Consider the following 20378-nt stretch of genomic DNA (forward strand, 5'->3'; position numbering starts at 1 on the left):
GTGCGCTACTGCCGCTGCTGGCCGGGGTCAGGTGGCGGGCTGGGCCGGTTGCGCCGGCTGGGCCGGTTGGGCCGGTTGGGCCGGCGCCGCGGTGGTGTTGCCGGAAAGCAGCACCTGCTGCATGTCCGGCTTCATCGCCATCAACTGCTGGTTCCAGTACGGCCACGAGTGGGTGCCGTTGGCCGGGAAGTTGAACACCCCGTTGCGTCCGCCGGCGGCCGCGTAGTTGTTCTGGAACTGCTCGTTGGTGCGCAGCGTCAACCCCTCCAGGAACTTGGCCGGCACGTTGTCACCGCCCAGATCGCTGGGGGTGCCGTTACCGCAGTACACCCAGATGCGGGTGTTGTTGGCCACCAGCCGCGGAATCTGGACCATCGGGTCATTGCGCTTCCACGCCGGGTCGGTGGACGGGCCCCACATGCTGTTGGCGTTGTAGCCGCCCGAGTCGTTCATGGCCAGGCCGATCAGCGTGGGCCACCAGCCCTCGGACGGGTTGAGGAAGCCGGAAAGCGAAGCGGCGTAAGGGAATTGCTGCGGATAGTAGGCGGCCAGGATCAGCGCGGAGCCACCCGACATGGACAGCCCCACCGCGGCGTTGCCGGCCGGGGAGACCTGCTTGTTGGACTGCATCCACAGCGGCATCTCCTGGGTCAGGAACGTCTCCCACTTGTAGGTGTAGTTCTGCCCGTTGCCCGACGACGGCTGATACCAGTTGCTGTAGAAGCTGGACTGGCCGCCGACCGGCATGATCACCGAAAGACCGGACTGGTAGAACTCCTCGAACGCCGGGGTGTTGATGTCCCAACCGTTGTAGTCGTCCTGCGCGCGCAGGCCGTCCAGCAGGTAGACCGCGTGCGGCCCGCCGCCCTGGAATTGGACCTTGATGTTGCGGCCCATCGACGGCGACGGCACCTCGAGGTATTCCACCGGAAGCCCCGGCTTGGAGAAGGCTCCCGCGACGGGGGAGCCACCCGCGGCGACGGCGACGCCGGACAGCAGGGAGGCCCCCACGGCCGCGATCGCCAGCCGGCGGGGCATGGTAGCCGCCGCGCCACGCAACTTTCGCACCTTTTCGATGAACGACATAGCTCTCTACCCATCCCAACTTTCATCTGCCGCACCATGCGGTGGAATCTGTTCTCCGGGAGTGAAACACAGCGGGCGGGTCGAATCGGCTCGTCGCGGCCGCAGCGACAGATCGCGGTTGGCTAACGATTGTGCCTCGGCCGGGAATCGTCACGGTCGGGTCACGATCGACTCTCGGAACCGTGCGGCGATCTTGCGCCGCGACGGCGCATGCGCTAGCGGGGCCAGCAGGCCTAGGCGACCAGGCGGCGCAGAAGTGTTGAGGCCGTGAGGATTCCGGTCACCGCCGCCGCCGCCAGCACCGCGATGTCGACCGGGTTGAACGGCGTGCCGATCAGCAGCGCCCGCAGCGCGTTGACCTCGTAGCTGAGCGGGTTGATCTTGCTCAGCACGTGCAACCAGGTCGGCATCAGCTCGACCGGGTACAGCGCGTTGGAGGCGAAGAACAACGGCATCGTGATCGCTTGCCCGATGCCCATCAGCCGATCGCGGTTGCGCACCAAACCGGCCAGCGTCATCGACAGGCAGGCGAAGAACGCGGCACCCAGCATGACGATGCCCATCGCCGCCAGGATCCGTAATGGATTGACGGTCAAGCTGATTCGCATCAGGTAGGCCAACGCCAGCACCCCGACGACCTGGGCCACCGAGCGCACGCCGGCCGCGAAGGCCTTGCCGGTGACCAGCGCCGACGCCGGGGCCGGGGTCACCATGAGTTTGGCCAGCACGCCGGCGTCGCGATCCCAAATGATCTGTATCCCATAGAAAATGGAGATGAACAGCGCCGACTGGGCGATGATGCCCGGTGCCAGGAAGGCCAGATACGACACGGGTCCGGTGTCGATCATGTGCAGGTGGCTGAACGTGGTGCCGAAGATCAGCAGCCACAGGGCCGGTTGCACCATCCGGGTGACCAGTTCGGTCCGGTCGTGCTGCAACTTCTGCATCTCGACGATCGCGAACGCCCCGACCCGACTGGACAGCGCGCCCACCCGCTGCCATCCGCGCGGCGCGCGGACCAGCGTGGCGGCCGCGGCGTTGTCAACCGACACGGCGAGCCACCTTCCTGCTGGAGCGGACCTGCCGGATGGACCCCGATGGCCGCGGGTGCGCCGCGTCGTCGCCGCCCAGGTCGGAGGCCGCGTAGTGGCGGAACACGTCCTCGAGCGTGGCGTGCGGCGACACCCGCGATATCCGGGCCTTCAGCTCGTCGGGTGCGCCGACCGCGCGCAGCGCGCCGCGGTGCATCAGCGCCACTCGATCGCACAGCGCGTCGGCTTCCTCCATGTAGTGGGTGGTCAGCAGCACGGTCATGCCGAACCGGGCCTGCATCTTCTGCACGTGCTCCCAGACGCCGTCGCGCGCGATCGGGTCCAGCCCGACGGTCGGTTCGTCCAGCACCAGCAGCGACGGCCGGTTGACCAGCGCCTGGGCGACCTCGAGACGACGGATCATGCCGCCGGAGTAGGCCGACGCCAGCCGGTCGGCTACGTCGAGCAGGTCCATCGCGGCCAGCGCCTGATCGACCCGCTCGGCGCGCTCGGCGCGCGGCACACCGTACAAGCGGGCGAACCACGCCACGTTCTGCCGGCCGGTGAGCGCGGGCTCGACCGAAAGCTGTTGCGGCACATAGCCGATATTGGCGCGGATATCGGTGGTTCGGCGGCGCGCATCCAGTCCGAAGATGTGCAGCTCGCCTTGCTGCACCGGGGCCAGCGTGGTCAGCATCCGGACCATGGTCGTCTTTCCGGCGCCGTTGGGCCCCAGCAGGCCCATCGTTTCGCCGGGCCGCACCTGCAACGTCACGTCGTCGACGGCGGTGAACTGGCCGTAGCGGTAGGTCAGGTGCTTGGCGTCGATCGCCATCGGCAGCGGCCCGGTCATGGTCGCCGCTCCCGCAGTTTTTGGGTCATCATATCGAGGACCTCCAATCCTCTTGTCAAAGCCTCGATTTGGTCGTCGTCGAGTTCGTCGACCACCTCGGACAGCAATGCCCGCCGGGCGGCCCGGGACTCGTCGACGATCTGCTGCGCGGACTCGGTGAGCCGCAGCTGGCACACCCGGCGGTCGGTGTCCGCGGCGGCGCGCAGCAGGAATCCGCCCGACACCAGCTTGGTGACCAGGGTCGAGGCGGTGTTGGGCACCAGGCCGAGCTCGGCGGCCGCGGCGCTGACCGAGATCCCGGGCCGCCGCCCGACCAGCCACAGCAATTCCGACTGGGACTCCGAGAGCCGGGCCGGATCGAACGCGCGACCGGCCGACCTGCGCAGTTGGCGGCGAAACCGGCCGACCACGCCGAACAGCTCGGAGGTTACGTCCGTGCGTGCTTTCACCCCGCCCATAATACCTCTGTAACCGAGCTATTTATAGGTCTGAACGGGCCGCCACCAGGGACACGGTCACTTGGTGAGGCGGTGCAGCACCACGTCGCTCACGGCGCCGTCGGCGGCGCACGCGGTCAGGTAGGTGCAGAACGGCTGGCGGCGGCGATCCGTCGGCGAGCCCGGATTGAGCAGCCGCAGGCCGGTTCGGGTGGTGGTGTCCCAGGGGATGTGGCTGTGCCCGAACACCAGCACCTGGCTGTCCGGGTACCGCCGCGACATCCGCGCCTCCCGGCCCGCGGCGGCGCCGGTCTCGTGCACGACGGTGAACCGCACGCCCGCCAGGGTGACGTCGGCCCGCTCGGGCAGCCGCGCCCGAAGCGCCGGGCCGTCGTTGTTGCCCCAGCAGGCCACCAGCCGGGCGGCCCGGCCGTCGAGCTCGTCGAAGAACTCCGGTGCCGTCCAGTCGCCGGCGTGGATCACGACGTCGGCCCCGGCCACTTCGTCCCACACCTGCGCGGGCAGGTCGCGAGCCCGGCCCGGGATGTGCGTGTCGGCGATCAGCAGCAGCCTCACGCCGCCATTGTGCGTGCGGGGCGCGGGCGCCGGAAGCAGCGCCGCGGGCATATACCATACGGGGTATGGTATATATGGATATATGGCAATCGACAGCGGCCGCACCCGCAAAGCCGATGCCGCCCGGCACGACCCCGGCGACATCGACGTCGTCCTGACCCGGCTGCGCCGGGCGCACGGTCAGCTGGGTGGCGTCATCGCGATGATCGAGCAGGGCCGCAGCTGCAAGGACGTGGTCACCCAGCTGGCCGCGGTGTCGAAGGCGCTGGACCGGGCGGGCTTCAAGATCATCGCCTCGGGATTGCGCGACTGCATCACGCGGACCGAGCAGCAACCGCCCCTGTCGATCGATGAGCTGGAAAAACTGTTCCTGAGCCTGGCCTGACCGCGGGGCCGGAACGACGAGTGGTCGCAAACAGGAGGAGTCACAGGTGACATCGAAATTGAGCACCACGCTGCACACCTCGTTCCCGGACGCGGTGGACCGGACCACAAAAGCACTGGCGGATCAGGGTTTTGGCGTACTGACCACCATCGACGTGAAAGCCACGCTGAAACAAAAGCTCGGCGCGGACATGGAGGACTACCTGATCCTGGGCGCCTGCAACCCGGCGCTGGCGCACCGCGCGCTGGGCATCGATCGCCAGATCGGTCAGTTGCTGCCGTGCAATGTGGTGGTGCGGTCCGATCCCGCCGAGGGGGATGCGGTGCTGGTCGAGGCGATGGACCCGCAACTCATGGTCAAGGTGACCGGCGAGGCGGGGGCCTTGCAGGAGGTCGCCGACCAAGCCACCGCCAAGCTGCAAGCGGCGATCAGCGCGCTCGCCGGCTGATCAGCCGCGTTCGCTGCGGGCTTCGGCGCCGGTTTCACCGGCGTCGAACGAGTCGTCCGAGCCCGCCGCACCGACGTAGGAGCCGTCGTCTTTGCCCTTGCCCGCGCGGGAGCGAGCCTGGTGCTTTTCGGGTTCGACGTCTTCCTCGGCCCGGTGGCCCTTGTGGTCTGGCATGCGCCTTCCTTTCCTGCGGTCAGCGTTGCGGGTGGGATTCCCGCGACGGCTCGTCCGAAACGGCGCCGCGCACCCAGGCACCTAGGCGGCCAGAAAGTCCAGCAGTGTCGCGTTGAACTCTTGCGCGTGGCTGATGTGGCAACCGTGCGGCCCGTCGGCGATCACGCACAGCCGGCTGCCCGGTATCGCCCGGTGGGTGCGCTGCGCCGACCCGGCGAGCGGCACGGATTCGTCGCCCTCGCCGTGGATGATCAGCGCCGGCACCGACACCCGGGTCAGGTCGGGACGGAAGTCGGTGTTGGCCCAGGCAGCCATGCAGGCCAGCGACGCCTCCTTGCCGGCCTGCTTGCATAACCTGAGCGCCTCGGCGCGGGTCGCCGGGCTCACCCGCAATTGTCCGTTGGCGGAGAAGAACTCGGTCATCTGATGGTCGTAGAAGGCGTCCTGGTCCTTGACGAACGACGCCGTCGCCCGCGCCGCGTCCTTCATGGTCAGCGGCCCGTCCGGATTGTCGGTGGTCTGCAACAGGTACGGCGTCACCGAGGAGGCGAACACCACGCTGCGCACCCGCTCGGGGCCGTAGGTCGACAGGTAGCGGGCGACCTCGCCGCCGCCCATCGAGGAGCCCACCAGGGTGAGGTCGCGCAGGTCGAGGGATTCGATCAGGGTGTGCAGGTCGTGCGTGAGCTGGGAGTAGCTGTACCCGGTGAGCGGCTTGTCGCTGCGCCCGAAACCGCGCCGGTCGTAGGTGACCACCCGATAGCCGGCGGCGTGCAGCACCGGGACCTGGGCCGACCACGATTGGCCGGACAGCGGCCACGGGTGCATGAGCAGCACCGGTCTGCCGGGCCCGCCGGTGTCGTCGACATGCAGCCGGGTGTCCTTGAGAAGTCCATGGTGGGCGATCACATCGGGCATGAAACGACCTTCCGCGACGGTGGAGTTCGCTGGCTCACCGGCTACTACCCATGACCGTCCGGGCTAACCGTGGCCGGGCGCTATTGTTGGCAGCCGAAACCAAGGAGACACCCAATGCGCACCTTCGAATCAGTAGCCGACCTCGCCGCCGCGGCGGGGGAGACGCTGGGACACAGTGACTGGGTCACCATCACCCAGGAAGACGTCAACCTGTTCGCCGATGCGACCGGCGATCACCAGTGGATCCACGTCGACCCGGAACGGGCCGCGTCGGGTCCCTTCGGCACGACCATCGCCCACGGTTTCATGACCTTGGCGCTGCTGCCCCGGTTGCAGCACCAGATCTACACCGTCAACGGCATCAAGCTTGCAATCAATTACGGCCTCAACAAGGTTCGTTTCCCCGCCCCGGTTCCGGTCGGCTCCCGGGTGCGCGCCCAGAGTTCGTTGGTCAGCGTCGACGACGTGGGTAACGGCGCCGTGCAGGCAACCTTCTCGACCACGGTCGAAATCGACGGATCGGCCAAGCCGGCGTGCGTGGCTGAAAGCGTTGTTCGTTTCGTCGGCTGAATTCGCGGCCGAGCGTCGACTTGTTGCGGTGGGCCGCTAAAATTCGGCGACCACGTGCTCGAGCCGCTCGGCGAGTCGTGCCTGCGCTTCGGCGCGGCGTGTCGGAATATGCGCCGACGGGAAAGGCGTTGTCACCGGCTCGTATTCGCGCAGCGTCCGGCGGGCGACCGTCATCTTGTGCAACTCGGTGGCGCCGTCGGCGATACCCAGCGACTCGGCGGCCACCAGCATCTTGACGAACGGCATCTCATCGGAGACGCCGAGCGCACCGTGCAGGTGCATGGCCCGCTGCGCGACGTCATGCAGCACCTGGGGCATGGCCACTTTCACCGCCGCAATGTCACGACGCACCTTCTGGTAGTCGTGGTGCTTGTCGATCAGCCAGGCGGTGCGCAGCACCAGCAGACGGAACTGCTCGATCTGGATCCAGCTGTCGGCGATCTTCTCCTGGGTCATCTGGAAATCGGACAGTCGGCCGTGCCGGGTCTTGCGCGACACCGCGCGCTCACACATCATGTCAAAGGCGCTGCGGGCCAACGCGATTGTGCGCATGGCGTGATGGATCCGGCCGCCGCCGAGGCGGGTCTGCGCGATCATGAACGCCTGCCCCTCACCACCCAGCACGTGGTCGGCGGGCACGTGGACGTCGTGGTAGCGGACGTAGCCGTGGGTGGCCCGCTTTGCCGATTCTGCCCCGACGCCGACATTGCGGACGATCTCGATGCCTGGCGTTTCGGCCGGGACGATGAACAGCGACATCTTGTCGTAGGTGCGGGCCTGCGGGTTCGTGACCGCCATGACGATGAAGAACGACGCGTGTTTGGCGTTGGTGGAGAACCACTTCTCGCCATTGATGACCCAGTAGTCGCCGTCTCGGGTTGCGGCGGTGACGAATTGTCCTGGGTCAGAACCACCTTGCGGTTCGGTCATCGAATAGCAGGAGGTGATTTCGCCGTCCAGCAGCGGCTGCAGGTAGCGTGCCTTCTGCTCTTCGGTGCCGAACAGGGCGAGGATCTCGGCGTTGCCGGAATCCGGTGCCTGACAGCCGAACACCGACGGAGCCCAGCGGGAGCGGCCCAAGATTTCGTTGAGCAGCGCCAGTTTGACCTGACCGAAGCCCTGGCCACCCAACTCAGGGCGCAGGTGCGCGGCCCACAGCCCCTGATCCTTCACCTGTTGCTGGAGGGGCCGCAGGATGGCCATCATTTCGGCGTTCTTTTTGTCATAGGGGTCGAGCGCGACGAGATCGAGCGGTTCGAGCTCTTCGGCCATGAATTTTTCGACCCAGTCCAGCTTTGCCTGGTATTCGGGGTCCGTCTCGAAATCCCACACCGTGGCCAACCAATCCCCGGCGCTGCGCCGCGCCGGACTCGTTGATGAAGCCATCCCATCCTAGAGCGGGGCGGCGGGGAGATCAGGCGTCGCCGCGGCGGGTGTCGATCACTCGCTGGGCGACGTCGATGAGCTTGGTTTGGCTTTCCTGAGAGAGCCGGCGCAGCAGGTCGAAGGCGCGCAATTCGTCGACGCCGTAACGCTCCATGATGATGCCCTTGGCCTGCCCGATGCGGTCTCGCGTGGACAGGGCCGACTGCATCTGTTGTCCGTGCCGCCCGGCCATGATCGCCGAGGCGGCATGCGCGGCGAACACCGTTCCGATGGTTTCGGCTTCGGTATCCCACACGTTGGGCCGGAAACTGAACAGGTTGAGCGCGCCCGCGGTGCGCTCGGCGGTGTAGAGCTTGAACGAGAGGCTGCTCAGGACACCGTGTTCCACGGCGGCCGGTGCGTATCGAGGCCAGCGGGGTTCGTCGCGGAGGTCGTCGGCGCGCACGATCGTTTGTTTCAGCGCGGCGTCGTGACAAGGGCCCTCAGCGAAGTCGTGCTGCAGCTTGTCGAGTTTGGCGACCAGGCTGTCGGTGTCCGCGACCGATTCGAAATCGTCGCTCCCTTTCACCAGCAACACCCCGGCGACGTCCGCCGCCGATATCAGCTCCACCGCCGCGGCGGTCACGTCGGCGAGAACGCGGTCGAGTGAACGCGGCGCCGCGGTCTCCCGGGCGAGCTCCGCCATGCGGGTAGCCAGCTCATGCCGAGAGGCCGCGTCGAAAGACTCCATGGAACCGGATTCTCCACGATGCGCCACGATGCGTCACCCCCGCGGCTTACCCGAGGGCCGGGCCGCCGGTCGATGGGAAAGCTGCTGCCATCCGAGTTTGGGGCAATAGACCCCGGGTATCCGGCGTCGACAGCTCGATCTCGACCCCCAGGGAGGCCCCCAGTGTTTGTGCACAACAAAGATCTTCAATTCGAGGTTCGCGTCGATCGACCCGATCCTCGGTTCGCGTCGCTGCTGATGGACCAATTCGGCGGGGCCAACGGCGCACTCACCGCGGCGCTGCAGTGCTTCACCCAGGCATTCGTGCTGCGGCAGAAGAACCCGAAAATGTATGACCTGTTCATGGACATCGCGACCGAGGAGCTCAGCCACCTCGAAATGGTCGGATCAATGATCACGATGTTGCTCGACGGGCTCAACGACAACCTCAAGATCGCCAACGAGAAATGTGACTGGATGCCGGCGGTGGCGTCCAACGGCGGCGGCCGGGACGGTCTCATCCACTCGGTCGCGGTCAATCCGCTGTTTCTGGTGCTCAGTGGCGGTGGGCCGGACGTCAAGGATTCCGGTGGCAACAACTGGACCGGCGCCTACATCGACGCCAACGGCGACCCGACCGTGGATCTGCGCAACAACGTCGCGGCGGAATCGCGCGCCAAGATCGTCTATGAATACCTCAAGCAGTTCACCGACGACCCAGGCGTGCAGGACACCCTGACGTTCCTGATGACGCGCGAGGTGGCGCACTATCAGCAGTTCACAGCGGCGCTCAATGAGCTCCCGGTGAACTTCCCGCCGGGACAGCTGCCGGGCGACCCGCGCTTCCAGAACGTGGCGTTCAACATGTCCAACGGTGGTGGCGAGTCCATTCGCGGTCCGTGGAACCAAGGCCAGGGTCCCTGGCCAGAGGGCACGGAATGGGACTACGTCGAGAAGCCCGAACAGCAGTGGCTGGGTAGCGAGACGCGCAAGAACAAGGGGGCCGAGCGAGTTCCGGACGGCTCGCCGGCCGTCAACGCTGAGAAGCCCTTCACCCACGAACAGCACGTTCCCACCGGCTAGCTGGAGAGCAGGGGGCCGGGCGCTGAATTGCACAGCGCCCGGCCCTTTCCCATGTTTGTCAGTGCATCTGCGAATCGGGCGGATTGTCTTCGCCGCGACCGGTAACCGCGTCGCGGACGTGGTCGACGATTGCCGTCCCCATGCCCATCGTTTTCAGCACGGCAGGGTTGGGTGGGGTATCGGGATGCGGCCGGGTCGGGGCGACCTTCTTCGCCGCTTCCAGCTTTTCGCCGATCTTCTCCAATTCCTCACGGCCGAGCACGGTTTCGACCTGCGGCCACACCTCGTTCTGCTCGTAGACGATGTGTTCACGGGCCGCCTTGACGAATTCCTGCAACGCTTCGTGATAATCCGGGTCGCCCGGTTTACCGTCCTCGAGGCGCTGCAGCAGCTTCTTTCCGGATTGCTCCTGCTCGAGCGCCTTGTCGACGAGGCCGTCGCCGATCGCGTCGCGCACCGCTGGCCAGAAGAACTGTTCTTCAATGGCTTCGTGTTGCGATTCGGCGATGATGAGGTTGTTCACCATGGTTTCCAGGCCGCTCGCCTGAGCGCCCTCGCCCGATGGTGCCCCGTCGAGCGTCTCCAACAAACCGAGCACACTCTTGTGGTCCTGACGAAGGAAAGTGATTGCGTCCATGCGTTGCCTTCCAGTTGGGGCTGTTAGGAGTTGCGTGCGGATACCCTGGGTAGTGGCGCCGAAACGGTGGATGCCTGGTCCGTTCAGCGCAACTTCGGCAAGACGTTGGCGCGGTAGAACTCGATGGCGACGACGGGATCGTCTTGCGGAAAGTGCAGAAACGGGATTGCGCCGGCGTCGAGAATCCGCTGGACGGCGTTGATGTGGGCAGCCGGGTCGGTGCCGACCGTCCAGCCGGCCAGCACCTTGTCGATGGGGTTGGACTCCGCTGCGCGCTGGATCTCGACGGGATTCGGTTGATCGACGGCCCCGGCGGTAAAACGCCACAGCGTGGCGGCCCGGGTCGCTACGGCGTTATCACCGACGACCGCGAACAGTTCGGCCCGTTTTCCGAGGGCGGAGACGTCACGCCCGGCGTCCCGGGCGCCCACGCCGAAGGCCGCCAACAGCTTTGGATCCGTGATGTCATGGGCCTGGCTGATCCAGCCATCCCCATACTGTCCGGCCAGTCTCACGCTTTTCGGTCCGGCGGCCGCGACGAAGATCGGTGGGGGCGTGGCCGGAACATCGTAGAGTTTCACCGAATTCGTCTGGAAATAGTGGCCGGTGAACGAGATTCGCAAACCGCTCCACAGCTGGCGGATCAGCTGTACCGCTTCGGTCAGCCTGTCGTGGCGCTCGACGTAGCTGCCGTAGGTGTTCGTGGTGGCCTGTTCGTTGAGCCGTTCGCCGGTGCCTACCCCCAGAAACACCCGGCCGGGGTAGAGGATCGCCAGCGAGGCGAATGCCTGGGCGACCGTGGCGGGGTGGTAGCGGTAGGTCGGACAGGTCACGCCGGTGCCGAACGAAACGTGGCTGGTAGCACTGCCGACCAGCGCCAGCGTTAGCCACGGGAACATCGCATGGCCCTCGTCGTCCTGCCACGGTTGGATGTGGTCGCTGGCCCATACGTGTTGAAAGCCGGCGTGTTCGGCCGCCTGAGCCTGGGCCACCAGCTGGTCGGTGCGGAACTGTTCGTGGGACAGGACGAAACCCACGCCCTTGCCCGGTGGTGGCGGCGGTCCGCTGGATTTGCCATGCTGGGCAGTCGGTTTCGCGCACCCTTCCGCCAACGCGACGGACCCGAGCATGCCCGCACTGGCCGCCAGCCGCCCGAACACTCGCCGCGAGATGCCGCTCACCCGGTCGGCATACCCGTCACACCGGGCCTCACACGCACTACCGTGATGCGGATGAGCCCGCAGGTCCGCCCGGCGGTCAAGGCCGATGTTCGCGAGCTGTCGCGCACACTGGCCCGCGCCTTCTACGACGATCCGGTGATGATCTGGCTGCTTCCCGATCAGGACACGCGGATCGCGCACCTGTCCCGGTTGTTTGCGACGATGACCCGCCATCATCACCTGACCCGCGGCGGTGTGGAGGTGGCTGGGGTGGAGGCGGAGATCGGCGCGGCGGCGCTGTGGGATCCGCCCGATCAGTGGCAAGAGACGCGCGGCGGTCAGCTGGCGATGACGCCGGCGTTCATCCGGGTATTCGGCCTACGCTCGATGCGCGGACGCGCGGTACAAGAATTGATGAAAAGCGTGCATCCCGAGGAACCGCACTGGTATCTGGCCGTGATCGGAAGCGATCCGGTGGTCCGCGGCAAGGGATTTGCTCAGGCATTGATGCGGTCGCGGCTGGACCGCTGCGACGCCGAGTACTGTCCGGCCTATCTCGAGTCGAGCAAGCCCGAAAACGTGCCGTACTACGAGCGTTTCGGCTTCAGCGTCACCCGTGAGGTCGTGCTGCCGGACGGCGGACCGAGCCTGTGGGCGATGTGGCGCCCGCCACGGTAGGAGGGCGATGGGCTGGCCTGCTGCCCGCGTTTAACCCCCCGACGCGGCGGGCAACCGGATGAGCATGAGCGATAACCCCCCGGCCGACGAGCTGGTGGATCCCACGGACTTCCCCGAGGAGGGCGGCCCGGGTGACACCTTGAACGCGAGCGAAGGCACCGACTCGGACGAATTGCGCAACCACGACGGTGACATCGTGGTCGACCCGCCTGAGGACTGGAGCGAGGCCAACCGGTTCGGCATGACGGCCAGAGAGGAACGCGAGGGTGAATCCCTCGATGACCGGCTGGCCGCCGAGGAGCCCGACGTCCCCGATGACATCGAGCCGGTCGACGACGGGCCCCGGCGTGCTCACCGGGGTCAGATCGACGGCACGCCCGAAGACGGCGACTCGCTGTACGACGTCGTCGACGAGTAAATCAGTGGTCGGCTGTTTACTGCAGCCAATCGAATCAGGGCGTGCTTCGCCAGCCGGCGATGCCGGTCGCGATCATCCGCAGCTGCTTGACGGCGAGCCGGCGGATGTCCTCGCGGGCCTCGGCACTCTGTGAATCCTCGATGGCCTCCGCGATCAGGATCATGGCGTTGACGAACAGCGTCGCTAGCACGTTGAGGTCCTCGGTGGTCCACTCGTGCAGGCCGGGAAACCGGGCCAGGTCGGTGGCCAGCTCGGAGGTGATCAGCCGGATCTCGGTGCGGATGGCGTAGCGCAGCACCGACAGCCCGCTGTTGCGCTCGCGGGCGATCAGCCGCCAATGCTCGCGCCGGTCCGCGACGCTGGCCACCAGGATCTCCACCGATGACTCGATCACCCGGTTCGGGTCGAGCTTGCCGGCCCGGGCGTCGCGCAGGGTGTCGCGCAGGCTGCGGAACGACTCGTCGATCAGCACCAGGCCCAGGGATTCCATCGACTCGAAGTGCCGGTAGAACGCCGCCGGCACGATCCCGACCTCTCGGGTCACCTCGCGCAGGCTCAGGCTGGAGAAACTGCGGTCCTGCAGCAGCTTGAGGGCGGCGGCGATGATGGCGCGACGGGTCGCCTCCTTGCGCTCTTCCCGCGACTGGCTTTCGCGGGAGCGCTCACGTCCGGAGCCGCGCACCCGTGAGCTAGGAGTACGGCTGTTCACTATGTGAACCCTACCACATACGGGCCGTAAACCCTTGACTGCTAGGCCAGAGCGGAGCAACGGTGTACATATGTTCACTCAAACCGTTCAGGCTTCCGGCCGGGTCCTCGCGCGGACCGTGCGGCAGCGGGTGCTGGGTTCGGAGCTGCTCGACCTGCTGACCGGTCCGCACGGCGTCGATCGTTACACCGAGCTGGTGGCACCGACGTGGACGCTGGGCGAGGCCCGCGCCAAAGTGACCGACGTGCGCCGCACCACGCCGCGCAGCGTCACGCTCACCCTGGATCCCAACGACACCTTCCTGTCCAGCCATACCGTCACAGCCGGCCAGTACGTCAACCTCACCGTGGAGATCGACGGGCGCCGGCACACCCGGTGCTATTCGCCGGCCAACCGCGAAGGGGCGGCCACCCTCGAGTTGACCATCGGTCGACACGACGGCGGGCTGGTCTCGAACCATCTGTACGACCACGCCCGACGCGGCATGGTGGTCGGCCTGGCCGGCGTCGGCGGCGATTTCGTGTTGCCGGACCCGCGCCCGCGGCGCGTCCTGTTCGTCTCCGGGGGCAGCGGTATCACCCCGGTGATGGCGATGGTGCGCACGCTGGTTTCCCAGCGGCATCGCGGCGAGATCGCCTTCATTCACTACGCGCCGACCCCCGCCGAGGCCTGCTACCGCGACGAATTGGCCGCGCTGCCGTCGGTGCGGGTGCTGCACGGGTACACCCGATCCGCGGGCGGCGACCTTTCCGGACGCTTCGGGCCCGACCACCTGGCCGCCGCGATGCCCGCACCGGATGCGGTGTTCGTCTGCGGCCCAACATCTTTGGTCGATGCCGTCCGAGAGCACTGCGACAACGTCTACACCGAAAGCTTCACTCCGCCGGTGCTCGAGGCGCCGGCCGACCCGTCCGGCGGACGAGTCACGTTCTCCGACAGCGGCGTCGACGTCGTCGACGACGGGCGGTCGTTGCTGGAGCAGGCCGAGGCCGCCGGACTGTCCCCGCAAAACGGGTGCCGGATGGGCATCTGTCACACCTGCACGCGGCGCAAAACCGCCGGCACCGTGCGCAACCTGGTCACCGGTGCGGTCTCGACCGCTCCCGATGAGGACGTGCAGATCTGCGTGTCCGTTCCGGTCGGTGACGTGGACCTGTCCCTCTGAGGAGGAAAAACCGTGACACACAACAAGATAACCCTGACCCCCGAACAGGCCGAGGAATTCGGCCGTGAGCTCGACGCCCTCAAGGAACGGGTGATGGCCGACCTCGGCGAAAAGGATGCCGACTACATTCGCCGCGTCATCAAGGCGCAGCGCGCGCTGGAAGTCGGTGGCCGCGCCCTGCTCTTCCTGCCCCCGGCATGGCTGCTGGGCACCACCATGCTGGGCCTGTCGAAGATCTTGGACAACATGGAGATCGGCCACAACGTCATGCACGGCCAGTACGACTGGATGCGCGACCCGGCGATCAGCGGCCGGTCCTTTGAATGGGACACCGCCTGCCCGGCCGACCAGTGGCGGCACTCGCACAACTACATGCACCACACCCACACCAACATCGTCGGCATGGACCGCGACATCGGGTACGGGATCCTGCGGATGAGCGAAGACCAGCCGTGGCAGCCGTATTTCCTCGGCAACCCGCTCTACGCGTTCCTGCTGATGGTGCTGTTCCAGTACGGGGTGGCGCTGCACGAGCTGGAAACCGAACGCATCCGCTCCGGAGAGATCCGGCTGGCGGACAAGCGCGAGGTGCTGCGCGAAATCTGGCAGAAGACCCGCCGCCAGACGCTCAAGGACTATGTCGCGTTCCCGCTGCTGGCCGGGCCCTTCGCGCCGTTCGTGTTCACCGGCAACCTCACCGCCAACCTGATCCGCAACGTGTGGTCGTACATGATCATCTTCTGCGGCCACTTCCCGGACGGCACACAGGAATTCACCGTCGAAGAGACGCAGGACGAGTCGCGCGGCATGTGGTACTTCCGCCAGATCCTCGGCTCGGCAAACCTGATCGGCGGCAAGCTGTTTCATCTGCTCTCCGGCAACCTGTCGCACCAGATCGAGCACCACCTGTTCCCCGACATGCCGGCCCGGCGCTACGCCGAGATCGCGCCGGAGGTACAGGCGATCTGCCAACGCTACGGCGTCGCGTACAACCGCGGGCCGCTGCTGCGCCAGTTCGGCACCGTCGTGCGCAAGATCGTCAAGCTGTCGTTCCCGGAAGCGTGGATCCCCGGCGCCGCCAAGCCCGCCGACCGCGAGCCGGTGGCAGCCTGAGCGACTCCCGAGCGTGGGGGTTATGTACGGATTGCGGACGTCTCGCCTACACAGCCCCCACGCTCGGCGCAACGGGATGGCTCAGCGCACCGCCGTCGGGGCGTCGGCGGCCTTGACGAGTTCCACCTCGGGCCGGGCGGGCACGCCATCGGCCAGGAACCACCGGAAGGCCAGGTTGCCGCGCGGATAGTCCAGCGTGGTAACGGAATTCGGGTGCGGCGTGCGGTCGCGGGACAACACGATCGTCACGGTGCCGTCGCTGTTGGCGACGGCGCTGTGGCCGTTGATCGAGCACCGGGCGTCGGGGCCCTCCGCGGCGCCGTAGGTGGCCATGAACTGGTTCCACACCACCATGTTCCAGAACCGGCAGGACGGGGGCCGGTGCGTGATGACCAGGGCCTCGTCGTCGTCGAGCACGAAAGTGCCGTAGGAGTAGCAGGCATCGCGTGCCGACCAGCCGAAGTTGGCGTCGGGCACCTGGTAGGGGTCGGCGAATGCGTTTGCGGCGTGGGCGGTTTCGTGCCCGAGCGCGTGCTGGTCGTCAACCCGGTTGCCGACCGCCAGCGGGACGATGGCGAACATGGTGCGCAGCCAGGTCGCGACCGCGCGCAGCCGGGCGGCGGTCTCGGCGTCGCCGTGCCGGATCGGCGCGGGCTCATCGAGCGCCTCGATTCGCCACGTCACCGGGCGCCCGGTCAGCGGGTCGGCCTGGTAGTCGCGGGTCATCAGCACCGCCGCATCGGGTGTCGGGGGAAATTCGAAGGAGAAGTTGCCGTCGGCGTCGACGTCCAGGTCGCTGTCGCGGACGATCGCGACGACCCGGTCCGACCACGCCCCGAGTGACGGTTCGTTGTAGGCGGTCACCGAAAAGTACACGCTGTCACCCTTGTTGCCGCTGATCCGGTACCGGCGCTTCGGATCCACCGGGCAGATGAAGTAGTAGGCGTCGGTGTTGTCGCCGCCCCAGCGCCGGTCGCGGCGAAACGGCGTGTTCACCGCGACGAACTGCGGCCGGTCGGGCTCGGGGAACAGGTAGGTGTCGAACGCCACGCCCAGGGTGGTGGCGAGCATGCGGTAGCCGTCGGCGATGTGCCGGTCGTCGCTGACCGCGCGGTCGCCCTCCAGGAAGGAGCGGTCGAGCTCGCCCAGGGCGGCCAGCAATTCCCGCCATGCGATGGTCGATTCGTGCGTCATGCGCTGATTCCTTAGGGTTGAAGGGGTCTGGGATTGGATGTCCTGGATGCCCAGGACGGTGGGGTGTGGCTAATGTGTTGTTGCAACGGTTGTTGCTTGAAAGGAATGGCCGCCCTGCCGTTTTGGGCGGTCCTGGCCACTGATTGAGATCTGACGCGTACTCGATGACGCTGCTCTAAGGACCTGTTGGCGGGGTTGTCCGCGGGGACTGCGACGACAGGAGTAGCGGTATGGCCGAACCCGACCGAGTGTGGGTGGGTATCGACGTCGGTAAGTCCACTCATCATGCGTGCGCGATCGATGACACCGGAAAGGTGGTGTGGTCGAAGAAAATCCCGAACGAACAGGCCGCGATCGAAGACCTGATCGCCCAGGGCGGCCGGATTGCTAACCACGTGGTGTGGGCGATCGATTTGACCTCGCCGCCGGCGGCGCTGCTGATCGCCGTACTGCTGAGCGCGAAAGCCGAGGTGGTGTATGTGCCGGGCCGCACGGTTAACACGATGAGTCATGCGTTCCGCGGCGAAGGCAAGACCGACGCCAAAGACGCGCGGGTAATCGCCGAAACCGCTCGGCACCGACGAGATCTGTCCCCGGTCGTACCCGGCGAAGACCTGGTTGCCGAATTGCGGTCGCTGACCGCATACCGGTCGGATCTGATGGCTGACTGGGTGCGAGGCGTGAACCGGCTGCGCTCGATGCTCACCGCCATCTTCCCTGCTCTGGAAGCTGCGTTCGACTACTCCACCCGCGCGCCGTTGATCCTGGTATCCGCTATGTGCACTCCGGGCGAAATCCGGTCGGCAAAAAGAGCTGGCGTGATCAAGCACCTTCGGAAAAACCGGGCATGGCCCAACAACATCGACACGATCGCCGACAAGGCGCTCGCCGCGGCAGCAGGCCAGATAATCACCCTTCCCGGCGAAGCCGGAACCGCCGCGCTCATCAAGCAACTCGCAGCACGGCTGCTGGACTTGGATCGGCAGATCAAGGACATCGATAAGCAAATCACCAACAAATTTCGTGAGCATCCCAGCGCCGCCATCATCGAGTCGATGCCCGGCATGGGGCCACACCTGGGCGCTGAGTTCCTCGTAATCACCGGCGGCAACATGGCCGCCTTCACCAACCCCGGCCGACTGGCATCGTTCGCCGGATTGGTACCCGTCCCACGCGATTCCGGCCGTATCACCGGCAATCTGCATCGGCCCAAGCGCTACAACCGGCGCCTGCGCCGCGTGTTCTACCTCGCCGCCCTGTCCAGCCTCAAGATCGAAGGTCCCTCGCGGGCTTTCTACGACCGCAAACGATCCGAGAACCATATCCACACCCAGGCCCTGCTTGCCCTGGCACGCCGCCACGTCGACGTCCTGTGGGCACTGCTGCGCGACAACAGAACCTGGCAACCCCAGCAACCAACCGTGGCAGCTGCCTGACGCACTCACCGGGCGTCCTCACCGCTTGACACGCTCATTGAGATTCCTTTCCCTCGCGAGCGCCGATTTCGGCGAGCACTTCGTCGGTGTGGGCGCCCAGCTCGGGCGCCGGCCCGGCCACCCGGCCCGGGGTCTGCGAGAACCAGGTCGGCACGCCGGGGAAGCGCACCGGGCCGTGCGGGGTGTCGACGGTCTGGAACATCCCGACGGCGTTGAGGTGGGGGTCGTCGAACAGCGCGGCGGGCGAATTCAGCGGCGCGGCAGGTATTTCCAGCTCGCCGAGCAGCTCCAGCCACTCGGCGGTGGACCGCTCTTTCATGGTCTCGGCCACCAGCCCGTAGACGGTGTCGATCTGCGCGGCGCGCTGTTCCAGCGTCGCATACAGCTCGCTGGCCCACGGCGGCCGCACGGCGTTCATGAAGGCGTTCCAGTGCTTGTCGTTGTAGATCAGCGCGGCGATGTAGCCGTCGCTGGTGCGGTACGGGCGGCGGTTCGGCGCCACCGTGCGCGGATACACCGCGGGCCCCAGCGGCGGGTCGAACAGGGCGCCGTTGGCGTGCTCGACGAGCATGAACGAGGCCATAGTCTCGAACATGGCGACCTCCACCTCCTGGCCCTGCCCGGTGCGCTCGCGGTGGAACAACGCCATCGTCGTCGCGTAAAGCGCTGTGAGGCCGGCGATCTTGTCGGCCATGATGGTGCCCACGTAGTCGGCCTGGCCGGTCAGCTGCTGCTGCACCGCCGGCAGGCCGCATTCGGCCTGAATGGTGTCGTCGTAGGCGGGGCGGTCGCGGTCGGGTCCGCGCCGGCCGTACCCGTAGCAGTTGGTGTAGACGACGGCGGGGTTGATCGCGGCGACGTCGTCGTAGCCGAAACCAAGCCTGGCGATCGCCTTGGCGCGCATCGAGTGGATGAACACGTCGGCGGTCTCGACGAGGCCGCGCAACGCGCGTGCCCCGGCGTCGGTCTGCAGGTCCAGCACCACGCTGCGCTTGCCCCGGTTGACGTTGACGAACACCCCGCTCATGCCCGGCGCCGGCCCCACCGAGATGTAGCGGGTGTTATCCCCTTGCGGCGGTTCGACTTTGATCACGTCGGCGCCCATGTCGGCCATGATCTGCGTGCAGTACGGCCCCATCACCATCGCGGTCAGGTCGATCACCCGCACCCCGGCCATCGGGCCGCTGGGGCTAGCCATGCCGCGCCCGCTGCCGTGCGGCCTCGCCGAGCGTGGGGGTTATGCACGAAAAGCCTTGCGATGGCGTGCACAGGGCCCACGCTCGGCGCGCCCGACCGTTAGCCATGCAGCGCCCCCTGCTCGTTGGCGCGCTGCGCCAGCTCGAAGCTGTAGCGGATGTGCTCGGCGTGCCCGTCGGGGACCACCGGAAAGATCAGCGGCGCCTCGACGTAGCGGATCGCGTCCAGGTGCTCGCCGACGTCCTCGACCGTCCACCCGGGCCGGCACACGCCGGGGCTTTCCGCGATGACCGCCCGGGCCACCCGGCCCGCCAGCGCGATGAACAGTTCGCCACTGACCGAACAGGATTCGTGCGCCAGCCAGCCCACCACGGGCGCGACGAGCTCGGCCCCCATCGGCGGGTAGGCGGAGGTGTCGATGCCGTCGGCCATCCGGGTCAGCGCGGCCGGCACGATCACATTGCACCGCACCCCCTCGGCGGCGCCCTCCAGCGCGGCGGCGTTGGACAAGCCGATCACGCCGGCCTTGGCGGCCACGTAGTTGGCCACGCCCTGGTTGCCGTACAACCCGCCGATCGACGAGGTCAGCACGATGCGGCCGTAGCCCGCCCGGCACATCACCGGGAACGCGGGACGCAGCACGTGGAACGCGCCGCGCAGATGCACGTCGAGCACGGCGTCGAAGTCCTCGTAGCTCATCTGTTTGAGCGAGGCGCGACGGACGTTGCCGGCGTTGTGCACCAACACGTCGAGGCGGCCGTAGTGCGCCAGCGCCGTCTCGATGATCGCCCGTCCGCCTTCCGGCGTCGCGACCGATTCGGTGCACGCCACCGCGTCTCCGCCGGCCGCGGTGATCTCGTCGACCACCTGCGCGGCGGGACCGGTGTCGACCCCCGCGCCGTCCAGGGCTCCGCCGACGTCGTTGACCACCACCTTGGCGCCGCGCGCGGCGAGCAGGTGAGCGTAGGCGCGGCCCAGCCCGCGGCCGGCTCCGGTCACCACGGCCACGCGGTCG

Annotated in this window: 24 protein-coding genes; 9 read left to right on the top strand and 15 right to left on the bottom strand. The window is 67.1% G+C overall.

Annotation, left to right across the window (positions count from 1 at the left end; all coding sequences use genetic code 11):
* Positions 1-27: 27 nt before the first annotated feature.
* From ag85C to MAA44156_RS22555, 5 genes are all read right to left on the bottom strand, one after another.
* Positions 28-1086 carry a diacylglycerol acyltransferase/mycolyltransferase Ag85C gene (gene ag85C / locus MAA44156_RS22535; RefSeq protein WP_009979822.1) on the bottom strand — a complete coding sequence of 353 codons (1059 nt, stop codon included), beginning with the start codon at positions 1084-1086 and terminating at the stop codon, positions 28-30.
* A 233-nt stretch (positions 1087-1319) separates the two neighbouring features.
* A complete protein-coding gene (locus MAA44156_RS22540) occupies positions 1320-2138 on the bottom strand; it encodes an ABC transporter permease (RefSeq protein WP_009979820.1) in 819 nt (272 codons plus the stop codon).
* The gene (locus tag MAA44156_RS22545; protein ID WP_009979819.1) at positions 2128-2970 is read right to left on the bottom strand and encodes an ATP-binding cassette domain-containing protein; all 843 of its coding nucleotides are present in this window, start codon (positions 2968-2970) and stop codon (positions 2128-2130) included. The genes MAA44156_RS22540 and MAA44156_RS22545 overlap by 11 nt, the downstream gene beginning before the upstream one ends.
* Positions 2967-3428, bottom strand: coding sequence for a MarR family winged helix-turn-helix transcriptional regulator (locus tag MAA44156_RS22550; protein ID WP_003874237.1), 462 nt, complete (start codon positions 3426-3428; stop codon positions 2967-2969). Before MAA44156_RS22550 ends, MAA44156_RS22545 begins: the two co-directional genes overlap by 4 nt.
* Before the next feature lie 57 nt (positions 3429-3485).
* The gene (locus MAA44156_RS22555) at positions 3486-3983 is read right to left on the bottom strand and encodes a metallophosphoesterase family protein (RefSeq protein ID WP_003879053.1); all 498 of its coding nucleotides are present in this window, start codon (positions 3981-3983) and stop codon (positions 3486-3488) included.
* An 82-nt stretch (positions 3984-4065) separates the two neighbouring features.
* Here MAA44156_RS22555 and MAA44156_RS22560 point away from each other — a divergent pair, with 82 nt between their 5' ends.
* Both MAA44156_RS22560 and MAA44156_RS22565 read left to right on the top strand, forming a co-directional pair.
* Entirely contained in the window at positions 4066-4368 is a 303-nt protein-coding gene (locus tag MAA44156_RS22560; RefSeq protein ID WP_003879054.1) for a metal-sensitive transcriptional regulator, read from the top strand.
* Between the two features lie 46 nt (positions 4369-4414).
* Entirely contained in the window at positions 4415-4816 is a 402-nt protein-coding gene (locus tag MAA44156_RS22565; protein ID WP_019733147.1) for a DUF302 domain-containing protein, read from the top strand.
* On the opposite strand, the gene MAA44156_RS23380 is transcribed toward MAA44156_RS22565, so the two are convergent.
* Positions 4817-4990, bottom strand: coding sequence for a hypothetical protein (locus MAA44156_RS23380; protein WP_003874233.1), 174 nt, complete (start codon positions 4988-4990; stop codon positions 4817-4819). It lies immediately after the preceding gene.
* 81 nt (positions 4991-5071) lie between these two features.
* A complete protein-coding gene (locus MAA44156_RS22570) occupies positions 5072-5908 on the bottom strand; it encodes an alpha/beta fold hydrolase (RefSeq protein WP_009979816.1) in 837 nt (278 codons plus the stop codon).
* 114 nt (positions 5909-6022) lie between these two features.
* Between MAA44156_RS22570 and MAA44156_RS22575 the strand changes: the two genes are divergently transcribed.
* Positions 6023-6478: a MaoC family dehydratase gene (locus tag MAA44156_RS22575; RefSeq protein ID WP_009979815.1), complete on the top strand. Its 456-nt coding sequence runs from the start codon at positions 6023-6025 to the stop codon at positions 6476-6478.
* A 36-nt stretch (positions 6479-6514) separates the two neighbouring features.
* Here MAA44156_RS22575 and MAA44156_RS22580 read toward each other — a convergent pair whose 3' ends face one another.
* Positions 6515-7810 carry an acyl-CoA dehydrogenase family protein gene (locus MAA44156_RS22580; protein ID WP_009979814.1) on the bottom strand — a complete coding sequence of 432 codons (1296 nt, stop codon included), beginning with the start codon at positions 7808-7810 and terminating at the stop codon, positions 6515-6517.
* 82 nt (positions 7811-7892) lie between these two features.
* The gene (locus tag MAA44156_RS22585) at positions 7893-8594 is read right to left on the bottom strand and encodes a GAF and ANTAR domain-containing protein (protein ID WP_029248654.1); all 702 of its coding nucleotides are present in this window, start codon (positions 8592-8594) and stop codon (positions 7893-7895) included.
* Between the two features lie 162 nt (positions 8595-8756).
* On the opposite strand from MAA44156_RS22585, the gene MAA44156_RS22590 reads away from it, so the two are divergent.
* Positions 8757-9656, top strand: a complete 900-nt coding sequence (locus MAA44156_RS22590) for a manganese catalase family protein (protein ID WP_009979812.1) — start codon at positions 8757-8759, stop codon at positions 9654-9656.
* A 58-nt stretch (positions 9657-9714) separates the two neighbouring features.
* On the opposite strand, the gene MAA44156_RS22595 is transcribed toward MAA44156_RS22590, so the two are convergent.
* Positions 9715-10293, bottom strand: coding sequence for a hemerythrin domain-containing protein (locus MAA44156_RS22595; RefSeq protein ID WP_009979811.1), 579 nt, complete (start codon positions 10291-10293; stop codon positions 9715-9717).
* 83 nt (positions 10294-10376) lie between these two features.
* Positions 10377-11474 (bottom strand): F420-dependent hydroxymycolic acid dehydrogenase, encoded by a 1098-nt coding sequence (locus MAA44156_RS22600; RefSeq protein ID WP_029248653.1) that lies wholly within the window; start codon positions 11472-11474, stop codon positions 10377-10379.
* Between the two features lie 51 nt (positions 11475-11525).
* Between MAA44156_RS22600 and MAA44156_RS22605 the strand changes: the two genes are divergently transcribed.
* Positions 11526-12131: a GNAT family N-acetyltransferase gene (locus MAA44156_RS22605; protein WP_009979808.1), complete on the top strand. Its 606-nt coding sequence runs from the start codon at positions 11526-11528 to the stop codon at positions 12129-12131.
* A gap of 64 nt (positions 12132-12195) precedes the next feature.
* Complete coding sequence (locus MAA44156_RS22610; protein ID WP_009979807.1) at positions 12196-12549, top strand: hypothetical protein; 354 nt, start codon at positions 12196-12198, stop codon at positions 12547-12549.
* Positions 12550-12583: 34 nt separating this feature from the next.
* Here the strand turns inward: MAA44156_RS22610 and MAA44156_RS22615 are convergent, their stop codons facing one another.
* Positions 12584-13231, bottom strand: coding sequence for a TetR family transcriptional regulator (locus MAA44156_RS22615; protein ID WP_009979806.1), 648 nt, complete (start codon positions 13229-13231; stop codon positions 12584-12586).
* A 97-nt stretch (positions 13232-13328) separates the two neighbouring features.
* Between MAA44156_RS22615 and MAA44156_RS22620 the strand changes: the two genes are divergently transcribed.
* On the top strand, positions 13329-14423 hold the full coding sequence (locus MAA44156_RS22620) for a ferredoxin reductase (protein WP_009979805.1): 1095 nt from the start codon (positions 13329-13331) through the stop codon (positions 14421-14423).
* A gap of 12 nt (positions 14424-14435) precedes the next feature.
* Positions 14436-15536: a fatty acid desaturase family protein gene (locus MAA44156_RS22625; protein WP_009979804.1), complete on the top strand. Its 1101-nt coding sequence runs from the start codon at positions 14436-14438 to the stop codon at positions 15534-15536.
* Positions 15537-15617: 81 nt separating this feature from the next.
* Here the strand turns inward: MAA44156_RS22625 and MAA44156_RS22630 are convergent, their stop codons facing one another.
* Positions 15618-16730, bottom strand: coding sequence for a DUF1214 domain-containing protein (locus tag MAA44156_RS22630; RefSeq protein WP_029248652.1), 1113 nt, complete (start codon positions 16728-16730; stop codon positions 15618-15620).
* Positions 16731-16960: 230 nt separating this feature from the next.
* Here MAA44156_RS22630 and MAA44156_RS22635 point away from each other — a divergent pair, with 230 nt between their 5' ends.
* A complete protein-coding gene (locus MAA44156_RS22635; RefSeq protein ID WP_009974923.1) occupies positions 16961-18166 on the top strand; it encodes an IS110-like element IS901 family transposase in 1206 nt (401 codons plus the stop codon).
* Positions 18167-18200: 34 nt separating this feature from the next.
* On the opposite strand, the gene MAA44156_RS22640 is transcribed toward MAA44156_RS22635, so the two are convergent.
* Together MAA44156_RS22640 and MAA44156_RS22645 are read right to left on the bottom strand one after the other, a co-directional pair.
* Positions 18201-19343 (bottom strand): CaiB/BaiF CoA transferase family protein, encoded by a 1143-nt coding sequence (locus MAA44156_RS22640; RefSeq protein WP_121035756.1) that lies wholly within the window; start codon positions 19341-19343, stop codon positions 18201-18203.
* A 119-nt stretch (positions 19344-19462) separates the two neighbouring features.
* Positions 19463-20371 (bottom strand): SDR family NAD(P)-dependent oxidoreductase, encoded by a 909-nt coding sequence (locus tag MAA44156_RS22645; protein WP_029248660.1) that lies wholly within the window; start codon positions 20369-20371, stop codon positions 19463-19465.
* Between the last annotated feature and the right edge of the window lie 7 nt (positions 20372-20378).

The organism is Mycobacterium avium subsp. avium, assembly GCF_009741445.1.
In the GTDB taxonomy this organism is placed as follows: Bacteria; Actinomycetota; Actinomycetes; order Mycobacteriales; family Mycobacteriaceae; genus Mycobacterium; species Mycobacterium avium.